This is a genomic window from Citrobacter sp. Cpo030 (assembly GCF_030333005.1).
Classification (GTDB): domain Bacteria; phylum Pseudomonadota; class Gammaproteobacteria; order Enterobacterales; family Enterobacteriaceae; genus Citrobacter; species Citrobacter portucalensis.
Window position 1 is genome coordinate 223,910 of the sequence record NZ_JAOWGT010000075.1, and the last position, 13,173, is coordinate 237,082.

General features: G+C 52.6%; 14 protein-coding genes. 10 read left to right on the forward strand and 4 right to left on the reverse strand.

The genetic code is table 11. The features are described from left to right. The first annotated feature begins 19 nt into the window (after window positions 1-19). From aroP to OGY37_RS22350, 3 genes are all read left to right on the forward strand, one after another. Window positions 20-1,393: an aromatic amino acid transporter AroP gene (gene aroP / locus OGY37_RS22340; RefSeq protein ID WP_286621928.1), complete on the forward strand. Its 1,374-nt coding sequence runs from the start codon at window positions 20-22 to the stop codon at window positions 1,391-1,393. A gap of 158 nt (window positions 1,394-1,551) precedes the next feature. Then, a complete protein-coding gene (locus OGY37_RS22345) occupies window positions 1,552-2,958 on the forward strand; it encodes a glycoside-pentoside-hexuronide (GPH):cation symporter (RefSeq protein WP_003829494.1) in 1,407 nt (468 codons plus the stop codon). Beyond that, a complete protein-coding gene (locus tag OGY37_RS22350) occupies window positions 2,958-3,908 on the forward strand; it encodes a glycoside hydrolase family 43 protein (protein ID WP_126319236.1) in 951 nt (316 codons plus the stop codon). Before OGY37_RS22345 ends, OGY37_RS22350 begins: the two co-directional genes overlap by 1 nt. 92 nt (window positions 3,909-4,000) lie before the next feature. On the opposite strand, the gene ampE is transcribed toward OGY37_RS22350, so the two are convergent. Both ampE and ampD read right to left on the reverse strand, forming a co-directional pair. Next, a complete protein-coding gene (ampE, locus tag OGY37_RS22355) occupies window positions 4,001-4,855 on the reverse strand; it encodes a beta-lactamase regulator AmpE (RefSeq protein WP_286621931.1) in 855 nt (284 codons plus the stop codon). After that, on the reverse strand, window positions 4,852-5,415 hold the full coding sequence (ampD, locus tag OGY37_RS22360) for a 1,6-anhydro-N-acetylmuramyl-L-alanine amidase AmpD (protein WP_286621933.1): 564 nt from the start codon (window positions 5,413-5,415) through the stop codon (window positions 4,852-4,854). The genes ampE and ampD overlap by 4 nt, the downstream gene beginning before the upstream one ends. 87 nt (window positions 5,416-5,502) lie before the next feature. Between ampD and nadC the strand changes: the two genes are divergently transcribed. The 4 genes from nadC (at window position 5,503) to hofC (ending at window position 9,664) form a co-directional block, all read left to right on the forward strand. Next, a complete protein-coding gene (gene nadC / locus OGY37_RS22365) occupies window positions 5,503-6,396 on the forward strand; it encodes a carboxylating nicotinate-nucleotide diphosphorylase (protein ID WP_003829503.1) in 894 nt (297 codons plus the stop codon). Window positions 6,397-6,639: 243 nt separating this feature from the next. Further along, a complete protein-coding gene (gene ppdD, locus OGY37_RS22370; RefSeq protein WP_003829506.1) occupies window positions 6,640-7,077 on the forward strand; it encodes a prepilin peptidase-dependent pilin in 438 nt (145 codons plus the stop codon). A gap of 9 nt (window positions 7,078-7,086) precedes the next feature. Then, the gene (gene gspE, locus OGY37_RS22375) at window positions 7,087-8,472 is read left to right on the forward strand and encodes a type II secretion system protein GspE (RefSeq protein ID WP_284968565.1); all 1,386 of its coding nucleotides are present in this window, start codon (window positions 7,087-7,089) and stop codon (window positions 8,470-8,472) included. Further along, complete coding sequence (gene hofC, locus OGY37_RS22380) at window positions 8,462-9,664, forward strand: protein transport protein HofC (RefSeq protein ID WP_149384456.1); 1,203 nt, start codon at window positions 8,462-8,464, stop codon at window positions 9,662-9,664. The genes gspE and hofC overlap by 11 nt, the downstream gene beginning before the upstream one ends. 57 nt (window positions 9,665-9,721) lie before the next feature. Here hofC and OGY37_RS22385 read toward each other — a convergent pair whose 3' ends face one another. After that, complete coding sequence (locus OGY37_RS22385) at window positions 9,722-10,765, reverse strand: GMP reductase (protein ID WP_003829510.1); 1,044 nt, start codon at window positions 10,763-10,765, stop codon at window positions 9,722-9,724. 225 nt (window positions 10,766-10,990) lie between these two features. Between OGY37_RS22385 and coaE the strand changes: the two genes are divergently transcribed. Genes coaE through yacG form a run of 3 tightly spaced genes read left to right on the forward strand, consistent with a single transcriptional unit; the run spans window position 10,991 to window position 12,558 of the window. Further along, window positions 10,991-11,611, forward strand: a complete 621-nt coding sequence (gene coaE, locus OGY37_RS22390) for a dephospho-CoA kinase (protein WP_003829511.1) — start codon at window positions 10,991-10,993, stop codon at window positions 11,609-11,611. Beyond that, entirely contained in the window at window positions 11,611-12,354 is a 744-nt protein-coding gene (zapD, locus tag OGY37_RS22395) for a cell division protein ZapD (RefSeq protein WP_003829513.1), read from the forward strand. Before coaE ends, zapD begins: the two co-directional genes overlap by 1 nt. Window positions 12,355-12,363: 9 nt before the next feature. Further along, window positions 12,364-12,558 carry a DNA gyrase inhibitor YacG gene (gene yacG / locus OGY37_RS22400; protein ID WP_003018740.1) on the forward strand — a complete coding sequence of 65 codons (195 nt, stop codon included), beginning with the start codon at window positions 12,364-12,366 and terminating at the stop codon, window positions 12,556-12,558. A 173-nt stretch (window positions 12,559-12,731) separates the two neighbouring features. Here the strand turns inward: yacG and mutT are convergent, their stop codons facing one another. After that, the gene (gene mutT, locus OGY37_RS22405) at window positions 12,732-13,121 is read right to left on the reverse strand and encodes an 8-oxo-dGTP diphosphatase MutT (RefSeq protein WP_063941107.1); all 390 of its coding nucleotides are present in this window, start codon (window positions 13,119-13,121) and stop codon (window positions 12,732-12,734) included. Between the last annotated feature and the right edge of the window lie 52 nt (window positions 13,122-13,173).

The window sequence follows — 13,173 nt, forward strand, 5'->3', positions numbered from 1 at the left end:
AAACCACACACGAGGTTTCATGATGGAAAGTCAACAGCATGGCGATCAGCTCAAGCGCGGCCTTAAGAACCGCCATATACAGCTAATCGCGCTGGGTGGCGCGATTGGTACCGGGTTATTCCTTGGTAGCGCATCCGTTATCCAGTCTGCAGGGCCGGGTATTATTCTGGGTTACGCTATTGCCGGCTTTATCGCCTTTTTGATTATGCGTCAGTTAGGTGAAATGGTGGTTGAAGAGCCCGTTGCAGGCTCATTTAGTCACTTTGCTTATAAATACTGGGGCGGTTTCGCGGGGTTCTCTTCCGGCTGGAACTATTGGGTGCTGTACGTGCTGGTTGCCATGGCTGAGCTAACTGCCGTGGGTAAATACATCCAGTTCTGGTACCCGGAGATCCCAACATGGGTGTCTGCGGCTGCCTTCTTTGTGTTGATCAACGCCATCAACCTGACCAACGTGAAAGTGTTTGGTGAGATGGAGTTCTGGTTCGCCATTATTAAAGTCATTGCCGTCGTAGCGATGATCCTGTTCGGCGGCTGGTTACTGTTTAGCGGTAACGGCGGCCCGCAGGCCAGCGTCAGCAACCTGTGGGACCAGGGAGGCTTCCTGCCGCATGGCTTCACCGGTCTGGTGATGATGATGGCTATTATTATGTTCTCTTTCGGTGGGCTGGAGCTGGTCGGGATCACCGCAGCAGAAGCGGATAACCCGGAGCAAAGCATTCCCAAAGCGACCAACCAGGTTATCTACCGTATCCTGATTTTCTATGTGGGTTCGCTGGCGGTTCTGCTTTCCCTGATGCCGTGGACGCGTGTCACGGCCGATACCAGCCCGTTTGTCCTTATTTTCCACGAGCTGGGCGACACCTTTGTTGCTAATGCCCTGAACATCGTAGTGCTGACTGCCGCCCTTTCTGTCTATAACAGCTGCGTATACTGCAACAGCCGTATGCTGTTCGGTCTGGCACAACAGGGCAATGCGCCGAAAGCGCTGATGAACGTAGATAAACGCGGTGTACCGGTGAACACCATTCTGGTTTCCGCACTGGTGACGGCTCTTTGTGTGCTGATCAACTACCTGGCACCGGAATCCGCCTTTGGCCTGCTGATGGCGCTGGTGGTTTCCGCACTGGTGATCAACTGGGCAATGATTAGCCTGGCGCACATGAAGTTCCGCAAAGCCAAACAGCAGCAGGGTGTTACCACCCGCTTCCCGGCGCTGCTCTATCCGCTGGGTAACTGGGTGTGCCTGATTTTCATGGCTGCAGTACTGGTGATTATGCTGATGACGCCGGGCATGGCGATCTCGGTATACTTAATCCCTGTATGGATTGCCATTCTTGGCATCGGCTACCTGTGTAAACAGAAAACGGCCGGCGCGGTTAAAACGCATTAATCCCCCCTCCCCCCACCTGCGTCAGGTGGGGGTTGTTACCTGTCTCACACTTTCCCACTCACGACTGTTTAGTCCATATCAGCGGCGTTATCCTGCAACGCAAAAACACCAGTGCCGGACAATAATTCTCTCCATATCTCATTAATGGAGAGCAGTTGATGGAAACCAGTAAGCTCACGGTGAAAGAAAAGATCGGCTATGGAATGGGCGACGCCGGATGCAACATCATCTTTGGCGCCATCATGTTGTTTGTTAACTATTTTTACACAGACATTTTTGGTCTGGCACCTGCACTGGTCGGCGTATTACTGCTCTCAGTACGCGTTATCGACGCCGTTACCGACCCTATAATGGGCGCGATGGCCGACCGCACCCGTAGTAAATATGGTCGATTTCGTCCATGGCTTTTATGGATGGCTTTCCCGTACGCATTATTCAGCGTACTAATGTTTACCACCCCTGAGTGGACCTATAACAGCAAAGTTATCTATGCGTTCGTTACCTACTTCCTGCTATCTATTACTTATACAGCGATCAACATTCCCTACTGCTCGCTCGGTAGCGTCATCACCAACGATCCGAAGGAACGCGTCGCCTGCCAGTCATATCGCTTTGTGTTGGTAGGCATTGCAACCCTGCTTCTGTCTCTCACCTTGCTGCCAATGGCCGACTGGTTCGGCGGGGAAGACAAAGCCAAAGGATATCAGATGGCGATGGCGGTTCTGGCTTTCATCGGCATGTGTATGTTCCTGTTTTGCTTCGCTACGGTCCGTGAACGCGTACGCCCTGCTGTCCAGACCAATGATGATTTAAAAGCCGATCTGAAAGACGTGTGGAAGAACGATCAGTGGGTAAAAATTCTGCTGTTAACACTGTGCAACGTCTGTCCGGGCTTTATTCGCATGGCTGCCACCATGTACTACGTGACCTGGGTTATGCAGCAAAGCACGCAGTTCGCAACGCTGTTTATCAGTCTTGGTGTGGTCGGCATGATGATCGGCAGTATGCTGGCGAAGGTATTAACCGATCGCTGGTGCAAACTGAAAGTCTTCTTCTGGACCAATATTATCCTGGCGATTTTCTCTGCCGCGTTTTACTTCTTCGATCCGAAAGCAACCATGATGATTATGGTGCTCTACTTCCTGCTCAACATCCTGCACCAAATTCCTTCTCCGCTGCACTGGTCGCTGATGGCGGATGTCGATGACTATGGCGAGTGGAAAACCGGTAAACGCATCACCGGAATCAGCTTCTCCGGTAACCTGTTCTTCCTGAAACTAGGCCTGGCGATTGCCGGAGCGATGGTCGGCTTCCTGCTCTCCTGGTACGGCTACGACGCTGGGGCGAAAGCGCAAAGCGACTCTGCCATTAACGGTATTATGCTGCTGTTTACCATCATACCGGGCGTAGGCTACCTGATTACCGCAGGCGTGGTTCGTCTGCTGAAAGTTGACCGCGAGTTTATGCAACAAATCCAGACAGATTTAGAAAAGCGCCGCGCCAACTACCGTGAACTGAATGAATACCACGATATAAAAACGACTGAAACCGTAAGGAAAGCCTAATGAATCAGTGGCCAAATCCCTTTATTGAACAGCGTGCCGATCCGTTTATCTTACGTGACGGTAGCCACTATTATTTCATTGCTTCAGTACCCGAATATGACCGCCTGGAGATACGCCGGGCCGACTCGCTGGAAGGGTTGCGCACCGCCGCCCAGGTTGTCGTCTGGCGCAAACCAGAAAGCGGCCCCATGAGCCAACTCATCTGGGCGCCCGAAATCCATCATCTGGCAGGCAAGTGGTACATCTATTTTGCTGCCACCCATACACAGTCGCTCGACAAGCTGGGGATGTTCCAGCATCGCATGTTTGCGCTCGAATGTGCCGACGCCGATCCGCTGACCGGCCAGTGGACTGAGAAAGGTCAGATTAAAACGCAGTTTGATACCTTTGCGCTTGATGCCACCACCTTTAACCATCAGGGAAAACAGTGGTACCTCTGGGCGCAGAAGTCTCCCGATATCGCCGGAAACTCCAATATCTATCTCGCAGAGCTGGAAAATCCCTGGACGATTAAAGGCGAGCCGATCATGCTAAGCCACCCTGAGTATGACTGGGAATGCCGGGGTTTTTGGGTCAACGAAGGTCCTGCCGTCATGGTTCATGGCGATAAGCTGTTTATCAGCTATTCCGCCAGCGCCACCGATGAGAACTACTGTATGGGATTATTGTGGATTGACCTCAACGCCGATCCGCTCAACCCACAGAACTGGCACAAATCACCGCGCCCGGTCTTTACCACCAGTTATGAAAACCGCCAGTTTGGGCCAGGACACAACAGCTTTACACAAACGCCGGAAGGTGAAGATGTGCTGGTGTATCACGCGAGAAACTACACCGAAATCGAGGGCGATCCGCTGTACGACCCAAACCGCCACACTCGTCTGAAGCTCGTGCGTTGGGACGAAAACGGCATGCCAGATTTTGGCGTGCCGCCTGCTGATACGAACTAAACCGTTGCACTGCCCGGTGGCGCTAACGCTTACCGGGCCTACACGTTTTTTCATTGTAGGCCGGATAAGCGTTAGCGCCATCCGGCACAACGCTATACTAATGCCCCATAAATGGTGAGCACCGCAATAACCACCACCACCACAAACGAGGTCTTCTTCGCCATTGAGACAGCCGCTTTTGGCGTTTCGACTTTATCAGTATGCGGTTCACGCGCCAGCGAGAACTGCGCCAGACGAGTAAGCACTTGATATTGCGACGTGTGCAGATCCGCAAGCGACGCAAACCAGGCCGGAAGTGCTTTCTCGCCGTGTCCCAGCAGCGCATAGACCACGCCTGCCAGACGCACCGGGATCCAATCCAGCACATGCAGGATCGCATCAATACCTGATTGCAGACGCTGGTGCGGTGTCTGATAGCGCGCCAGCCAGGACTGCCAGGCACGTAAAAAAGCATAACCAACCAGCGTCACAGGTCCCCACGGACCACCGACAATCAGCCAAAATAACGGTGCCAGATAAAAGCGGAAGTTGTTCCATAACAGCGCGTTCTGCAGTTCGCGCAAGAATTCACGCTCATCGCAGTCCGGCGGAACCCCATGGATAAGCGTCAGCTCGCTGGCCATCGCATCACGGGCGTGAGCATCATCGCGAGCAGCAGCGTTCAGGTAAGCGTGATAGTGAAGGCGCGCCTTGCCAGCACCGATGCACAGCAAGCCAATTAAGATCCACGCCACCAGCAACGGAACATTAAACAACAGCCCATGAAGTGCGCGCAGTAGCAGAAATGTCACTCCCATCGCAATAAGAGTCATGCCTACCGTACGCATCATCGAGAAATGCTTAGTCCGGCGGAAAAAAGCTTCAATCCGGTGATCAAGCTGCCAATGCTCACCCAGCTTAAACAGGCGTTCAACAATCAACACCAATAATGTTGTAAACAGCGTCATGTCATCTCCTTGTGCGACGAGGGGGTGACCAGGGCGCGGAACCTTGCCCAGTCAAAGGACGGCCCGGGATCGGTCTTACGCTCGGGCGCAATATTGCAATGTTCTGTCATGTTGTTAGCAATGGCCGGATAACGCGTAACCAGAGTATTCGTCACGGCAGCCAGTTGCTGATACTGCGCATCGGTATAGGCCAGCGTATCCGTCCCTTCCAACTCAATACCAATTGAAAAATCATTACAGCGTTCTCGCCCTTGATAGCTCGACACACCCGCATGCCAGGCGCGTTTATCAAAAGGCACATATTGCACGATTTCACCGTCACGGCGAATCAAACAATGGGCCGAAACACGCAGATGGGCGATCCCGGCAAAATAAGGATGGGCGTTGGGATCAATCGTGCCCGTAAACAGCGCGTCTATCCACGGGCCGCCAAACTCGCCGGGCGGCAAGCTGATATTATGCACCACCAGCAGAGAAGGGTTTTCGTCATCCGGGCGGCAATCGTAATGCGGAGAGGGAACGCGTCGCGCCTCTGCCAGCCAGCCCTCGTCTAACAACATGCAGAATCTCCTTATTGGTGGTGCTCATATCTGGTTCAGGGTAGCATGTTTCCACCTTATGATTCGTTAGCTATTTGGAGTTTTATCATGCCGCCTCGCCGCTATAACCCTGACTACCGACGTGACGCGCTGTTGGAACGCATAAATCTGGATATCCCTGCCGCTGTAGCTCAGGCGCTGCGTGAAGATTTAGGCGGAGAAGTTGATGCCAATAACGATATCACCGCGCAGCTTTTACCCGAAGACATGCGCTCCCATGCCACCGTAATCACCCGCGAAGATGGCGTTTTTTGTGGAAAACGTTGGGTGGAAGAGGTCTTTATTCAGCTGGCTGGCGATGATGTCAACATCACCTGGCATGTCGAAGATGGCGACAGCATAAAGGCCAATCAGCCGCTGTTTGAACTGGACGGCCCTTCCCGCGTTTTACTGACCGGTGAACGTACTGCGCTGAATTTTGTGCAGACGCTTTCAGGTGTAGCGAGCGAAGTGCGTAAATACGTCGACCTGTTAGTGGGAACCAAGACCCAACTGCTGGATACGCGTAAAACACTGCCGGGACTGCGTACCGCGCTAAAATACGCCGTATTGTGCGGCGGCGGCGCGAATCATCGTTTGGGGCTGTCCGACGCCTTCCTGATAAAAGAAAACCACATTATTGCTTCCGGCTCGGTACGTCAGGCCGTCGAAAAAGCCTTCTGGTTGCACCCGGATGTGCCGGTTGAAGTCGAAGTAGAAAGCCTGGATGAGCTGGACGACGCGCTGAAAGCCGGGGCCGACATCATCATGCTCGATAACTTCGAAACTGACCAAATGCGCGAAGCGGTAAAACGCACCAACGGCCAGGCGCGTCTGGAAGTGTCGGGCAACGTCACCCATGAAACGCTGCGAGAATTTGCCGAAACCGGTGTCGACTTTATCTCCGTTGGCGCACTGACCAAACATGTTCGCGCACTCGATCTCTCCATGCGATTTCGCTAATTGCTGATTGTATTGCCCGATGACGCTTCGCTTATCGGGCCTACTACACAAGTTTATTCTGTAAGCCGGATACGGCATTTACACCACCATCCGGCAGTTTCTTCGAGTCTCTTCGCAAATACATTGTCTGACTCTGTAATTTCGTAAAAATCCTCTGAACCCGCTTTCCCGTTTTGTTTTTTGTCTCTCGTCGTCCTCCAGTCGGTTTGCCAAAGTAGCGCCAGCAAACTCAAGGAGCGAACGATGAACAAGCAACGAGGCTTTACACTTATCGAACTCATGGTGGTAATTGGCATTATTGCCATCCTTAGCGCCATCGGCATTCCGGCATATCAAAACTATCTGCGCAAAGCCGCGCTGACAGACATGCTGCAAACCTTTGTCCCCTATCGCACGGCGGTTGAGCTCTGTGCACTGGAGCATGGCGGAACAGATACCTGCGATGCCGGAACGAATGGTATTCCCTCTCCAACAACTACCCGTTACGTCTCAGCCATGAGCGTTGAAAAGGGAGTTGTCAGTCTTAGTGGGCAGGAAAGCCTGAACGGGCTAAGCATCACCATGACGCCAGGTTGGGACAATGCCAACGGCATTACCGGTTGGAACCGAAACTGCGTCATCCAGAACGACAGCGCATTGCAGCAGGCCTGTGAAGACGTTTTCCGCTTTGATACCCACTAAGGAACAGAGATGAACACCACCCAACTTACGGCGCTATGCCAACGTTATCAGGCAATATTACTGGATGCAGACAATGAAGTAGTGCATATCGCCGTCGTAGACGCCCCATCACACGAGCTGCTGGATGCGCTGCATTTTGCCACCACCCGGCGCATCGACATTGTCTGCTGGACACGTCAGCAAATGGAAGGCCACACACATACACCGCAGACAATGCTCCCGGCAGTGGTCACGAAAAGCAGCGCCAGCGCAGCAGACTTGCTGAATCAGACGTTTCATTCCGCTCTGACGCAACGGGCTTCTGATATTCATTTTGAACCCGAGGAAAATCACTATCGAATCAGATTACGCGTAGATGGCGTGCTTCACGCTTTACCGGAAGTCACGACCGAGATGGGCATTGCCATCACCGCAAGGTTAAAAGTATTAGGCAGCCTGGATATCGCCGAGCATCGGCTTCCACAAGACGGACAATTTACCGTTGAGATTTCAGGAGAGCCGGTCTCGTTTCGCATCGCCACCCTGCCCTGTCGCTACGGCGAAAAGGTCGTGTTGCGGCTACTTCATCAGGTCGATCAGTCACTGGAGATCGCCGCGCTGGGAATGCAAGACGCGCAGCTGACCGCATTTTCGCAAGCCTTGCAGCAGCCTCAGGGGCTGATTCTGGTTACCGGGCCTACCGGAAGCGGCAAAACGGTCACGCTGTACAGTGCGCTGCAAACCCGAAACACCCCGGATGTGAATCTTTGTAGCGTGGAAGATCCGGTAGAGATCCCGATCGCAGGTCTCAACCAGACGCAAATTCACCCACGTGCCGGCCTGACTTTTCAGGGAGTCTTACGTGCTCTGCTGCGCCAGGATCCCGACATTATCATGGTGGGTGAAATCCGCGATGGCGAAACGGCCGAAATAGCCCTTAAAGCCGCGCAAACCGGCCATCTGGTTCTTTCTACGCTGCATACCAATTCCACCAGTGAAACGCTGGTGCGCCTGCAACAAATGGGTGTCGCACGCTGGATGATCGCCTCCGCGCTGACGCTCGTTATTGCACAGCGGTTGGTCAGAAAGTTGTGCCCCCATTGCCGACAACGTCAGAGTACGCCTATCACGCTCCCGAAAGCTGTCTGGCCTACACCACTACCGAATTGGCAGGCCCCTGGCTGCAAACATTGTTATCACGGATTTTATGGTCGTGCGGCATTGTTTGAAGTGCTCCCTGTTACTCCGGCATTACGTCAGAGTATTGCCAGTGGCACATCCGTAGACGAAGTGGAATCTGATGCTCAGCAATCAGGAATGAGAACGCTTTTCGAGAATGGCTGTCAGGCCGTCGAGCAAGGATTAACGACATTTGAAGAGCTGATTCGTGTACTGGGCATGCCTCATGTCCGCTAAACAGCTTTGGCGCTGGCAAGGCATTAACAACGAAGGTAAATCGCTGGAAGGAACGCTATGGGCCGATACCCGACCGTCATTGATACTGGCTCTTGAGGAACAACAGATTACGCCACTGCGCATTAAACGTATGCGTGTCAAAACCTCGCACTGGAGCCGCACAAGAAGTGCCGAAACCATACACCAGTTGGCGACATTGCTAAAAGCAGGGTTAACGCTCTCAACAGGGCTGGCTCTGCTTGCTGAACAGCATCCCAGCAGTCAATGGCAGGCGCTACTGCGTACGCTGGCTTACGATATGGAACAGGGCATTACCCTCTCCACCTCGCTATCACAATGGCAACACGTTTTTCCGCCCCTTTACCAGGCAATGATCCGCACCGGAGAGCTTACGGGTAAGCTGGACGACTGCTGTTTTGAACTCGCACACCAGCAAAAGAAACAACAGCAACTTGCTGATAAAGTTAAAAAAGCCCTGCGCTATCCGATTATCATTATCACCATGGCGGTAATGGTCGTATTTGCGATGCTGCAGTTTGTACTCCCTGAGTTTGCCGCTATTTACCAGACGTTCAACACCCCGCTACCGGCGCTCACTCAGTGGATTATTACCATCGCACACTGTAGCAGCCAATGGGGATGGCTGGCGGTAGCACTTGGCCTGGTAGCAGTTGCCACACATCATTTGATAAAGCAGAAACCGTACTGGCTCATTCTGCGCCAGAAATTGCTGCTCAGCCTCCCGGTCATAGGGCCGATGGTGAGAGGGCAAAAACTCACGCAGATATTCACTGTTCTGGCGTTAACGCAAAATGCGGGCATTCCCTTTTTGCAGGGTCTTGAGAGCGTTACCGAAACGCTGGCTAACCCTTTCTGGTCGCAACGTTTAGCACTGGTTCAGCAGGATATCAGCGCTGGAAAACCGATCTGGTTAGCGCTTAAAAATAGTGGTGAATTCAGCCCATTGTGTATACAGCTGGTCAGAACTGGTGAAGCTTCCGGCTCGCTGGATGCAATGCTGCGCAATCTTGCGCATCACCATGGCGAGAAAACCCTGGCTCAGGCTGAGAATTTGGCTGCATTACTTGAGCCTGCGTTGCTGATCATTACGGGGCTTATCATCGGTACCCTAGTCGTCGCGATGTATTTACCGATTTTCCATTTGGGAGATGCGATGAGCGGAGTAGGATAAATTCAAATGCCGGATGGCGGCGTAACGCCATCAGGCATTTCACAGAACTAGCTGTTCTTACAGGCTATTGAAAACACGGTTTTCTTGTTCCTGTACACGAATAAACGTTGTACGTTTGGTCAGCTCTTTCAGACGGGATGCGCCCACATAGGTACAAGCAGAACGCAAACCGCCGAGGATATCGCGAGCGGTATTATCAACCGGGCCGCGCAGTGGCAGCTTGACGGTCTTACCTTCTGCAGCGCGGTACTGTGCAACACCACCTACGTGACGCGTCATTGCAGATTCAGAGCTCATACCGTAGAACAGCATGAATTTCTCACCGTTCTCTTCAACAATTTTGCCGCCACTTTCTTCATGACCAGCCAGCATGCCGCCGAGCATCACGAAGTCTGCGCCGCCACCGAACGCTTTTGCCACGTCACCCGGCATTGTGCAACCGCCGTCGCTGACAATCATGCCTCCCAGACCGTGGGCTGCATCGGCGCATTCAATAACTGCAGAAAGCTGTGGATAGCCAACGCCGGTTTTTACACGTGTGGTACATACTGAACCTGGGCCAATGCCGACTTTGACAATATCAGCACCGGAGAGCACCAGCTCTTCACACATTTCACCGGTGACCACATTGCCCGCACAGATCGTTTTTGTCGGCCATGCTTCACGCGCTTTCGACACGAACTGAACAAAATGCTCTGAGTAGCCATTGGCCACATCAATGCAGATAAAGTTCAGCGCGGGGTTGAGCGCCAGAATCTGTTTAGTTTTTTCGAAATCTGCATCAGACGTACCGGTTGAAACCATTACGTGTTTGAGCACATCGGCAGAGCTCTCTGCGATGAAGGCGGCCCAGTCTTCAACAGAATAGTGTTTGTGCACAGCGGTCAGGATGTCGAAGGATGCCAGTGCCGTTGCCATGGCAAACGTCCCGACAGTGTCCATGTTCGCAGCAATAATAGGTACGCCGGACCAGGTCTGACCTGAATGCTTAAAGGTAAATTGACGTTCCAGCTCAACATCGGAACGGCTTTTGAGAGTAGAACGCTTAGGGCGGATAAGAACGTCTTTGAAACCTAACTTCAGATCTTCTTCGATACGCATGTGCGGATTCCTGGGGTTAATGGCGAAAAATCGAAACTCACAACTCCAGTGACGCTATCATACGCACTAATCAATGCCGCGCAAGACTGCGAAATTCTCTTTTTTTACGCTACAATCCCATAAATTTACCTGGCGAATAGTAGGTTAATCCTGCAGCAGCCTCGCCTTCGCACGCATAACTTTTAACTGTTTGATAATCAAACTTAAACTCCAGGATCGGCATCTATGAGGTATACGGTAGCCTTAACCGGCGGCATTGGCAGTGGTAAAAGCACCGTTGCAAATGCGTTCGCTGACCTCGGAATAAACGTCATTGATGCAGATATTATTGCGCGCCAGGTGGTTGAACCCGGCACACCTGCTCTTAAGGCGATCGAAGAACATTTTGGTTCCGACGTTATAGCCGCAGACGGATCGTTGCAGCGACGCATTTTACGCGAACGCATTTTTTCCAATCCTGAGGAGAAAAGCTGGCTGAATGCCCTGCTCCATCCGCTTATTCAGCAGGAAACGCAGCGTCAGTTTCAGCAAGCAACCTCTCCTTATCTGCTATGGGTTGTCCCTTTGCTGGTGGAAAATTCGCTGTATAAAAAAGCCGACCGCGTACTCGTGGTGGATGTCACCCCCGAAACCCAGCTCAGACGCACCATGCAGCGTGATGACGTCACGCGTGAGCATGTTGAACAAATTCTTGCTGCCCAGGCAACGCGTGAAGCGCGGCTGGCCGTGGCAGACGATGTTATTGATAATAATGGCGCACCGGAAGCCATCGCCTCGGATGTCGCCCGCCTGCACGCGCTCTATTTGCAATGCGCGTCGCAGTTTGTCTCACAGGAAAAACCGTAATGCACACCCAGGTCCTTTTTGAACACCCTCTCAATGAGAAGATGCGCACATGGCTGCGCATTGAGTTTTTAATCCAACAGCTCTCCGTTAATTTGCCCATTGCTGACCATGCCGGCGCTCTGCATTTTTTCCGCAATATCGGAGATTTACTGGATGTATTTGAACGCGGCGAAGTCCGCACCGAACTCCTCAAGGAACTGGAACGACAGCAGCGTAAACTCCAGGCCTGGGTCGAAGTTCCCGGCGTTGATCAAAGCAGAATCGACTCTTTGCGTCAGCAGTTAAAAAGTGCAGGTAGCATTCTGATTTCTGCCCCGCGTATTGGACAGACGCTGCGCGAAGATCGTCTGATTGGTCTCGTCCGTCAGCGTTTAAGTATTCCTGGCGGGTGCTGCAGTTTCGATCTGCCGACCCTGCATATCTGGTTACACCTGGCACAGTCGCATCGTGACGCGCAGGTTGAAACCTGGCTTGCCAGCCTGAATCCGCTCAATCAGGCGCTGTCGCTGGTACTGGATTTAATTCGCAACTCAGCGCCGTTTCGTAAGCAAACCAGCCTGAATGGTTTTTATCAGGACAACGGCGAAGATGCAGATCTGCTACGCTTGCAGCTGCCGCTTGATTCGCTACTTTATCCGCAAATTTCTGGTCATAAGAGCCGTTTTGCCATCCGTTTTATGCCGCTGGATAGCGAGAATGGTCAGGTGCCTGAGCGCCTCGATTTTGAACTGGCGTGCTGTTAAGGAGTCAACATGTCTGAACAAACCATCGTCAACTGCCCAACCTGCGGCAAGCCTGTAGTATGGGCTGAGGTCAGTCCGTTTCGCCCATTCTGCAGCAAGCGCTGCCAGTTAATCGATCTGGGAGAGTGGGCCGCAGAAGAGAAACGCATCCCAAGCTCTGGCGATCTGTCAGAAAGCGACGACTGGAGTGAAGAACAGAAGTAATTCTGCTAAAACGGTGGGTCGGATTAGGCAACGCCGCATCCGGCATTTTATGTTGTTTTGCCTGATGGCGCTGCGCTTATCAGGCCTACGAACTAAAACGTTGGGCGGGCATGCGTAGCGCCCCCGCCATAATTTGCCGGATGCGGCGTTGCCTTATCCGGCCTACAGCACCATTAGCCAGCTATCAGCTTTTCAATGACCGGTGCATTCGCGGGCGGGAAATCCTGCGCATTCAGAGCATCTTGCGCAATCCACTGCGCCGGTTGCCCCTCTTTTCCCCACGGCTCGCCTTCCCAGCTTTCAACCAGCCAGAACCACAGAGTGATATGCCTGTCCGGAAACTGATACTCCAGCTTTTCGAACAATGAGCTTTGAGTCGGCGTGATCCCCACTTCTTCCTGTAGCTCGCGAATCAGCGCCTGCTCCGGTGTTTCGCCCGCTTCAATTTTCCCGCCGGGGAACTCCAGCTTATTGGCCATGTGGGCATCAGCCGCACGCTGGGTGATAAAAATTTCATGTTGATGATTACGAATAATCCCGACGGCGATTTGCAGTATTTTCATCTTTATCGTCCATAAAAAAGGCGCAGAATTCTGCGCCTTTTCAGTAAGTTAT

Bases quoted from the DNA above. Each gene is read 5' to 3' on its own strand.
- hofC (WP_149384456.1), top strand. From the start codon at position 8,462: ATGTCCGCTAAACAGCTTTGGCGCTGGCAAGGCATTAACAACGAAGGT.
- OGY37_RS22345 (WP_003829494.1), top strand. From the start codon at position 1,552: ATGGAAACCAGTAAGCTCACGGTGAAAGAAAAGATCGGCTATGGAATG.
- OGY37_RS22385 (WP_003829510.1), bottom strand. From the start codon at position 10,765: ATGCGTATCGAAGAAGATCTGAAGTTAGGTTTCAAAGACGTTCTTATC.
- ampE (WP_286621931.1), bottom strand. From the start codon at position 4,855: ATGACGCTGTTTACAACATTATTGGTGTTGATTGTTGAACGCCTGTTT.
- gspE (WP_284968565.1), top strand. From the start codon at position 7,087: ATGAACACCACCCAACTTACGGCGCTATGCCAACGTTATCAGGCAATA.
- zapD (WP_003829513.1), top strand. From the start codon at position 11,611: ATGCACACCCAGGTCCTTTTTGAACACCCTCTCAATGAGAAGATGCGC.
- OGY37_RS22350 (WP_126319236.1), top strand. From the start codon at position 2,958: ATGAATCAGTGGCCAAATCCCTTTATTGAACAGCGTGCCGATCCGTTT.
- yacG (WP_003018740.1), top strand. From the start codon at position 12,364: ATGTCTGAACAAACCATCGTCAACTGCCCAACCTGCGGCAAGCCTGTA.
- mutT (WP_063941107.1), bottom strand. From the start codon at position 13,121: ATGAAAATACTGCAAATCGCCGTCGGGATTATTCGTAATCATCAACAT.
- ppdD (WP_003829506.1), top strand. From the start codon at position 6,640: ATGAACAAGCAACGAGGCTTTACACTTATCGAACTCATGGTGGTAATT.
- ampD (WP_286621933.1), bottom strand. From the start codon at position 5,415: ATGTTGTTAGACGAGGGCTGGCTGGCAGAGGCGCGACGCGTTCCCTCT.
- aroP (WP_286621928.1), top strand. From the start codon at position 20: ATGATGGAAAGTCAACAGCATGGCGATCAGCTCAAGCGCGGCCTTAAG.
- coaE (WP_003829511.1), top strand. From the start codon at position 10,991: ATGAGGTATACGGTAGCCTTAACCGGCGGCATTGGCAGTGGTAAAAGC.
- nadC (WP_003829503.1), top strand. From the start codon at position 5,503: ATGCCGCCTCGCCGCTATAACCCTGACTACCGACGTGACGCGCTGTTG.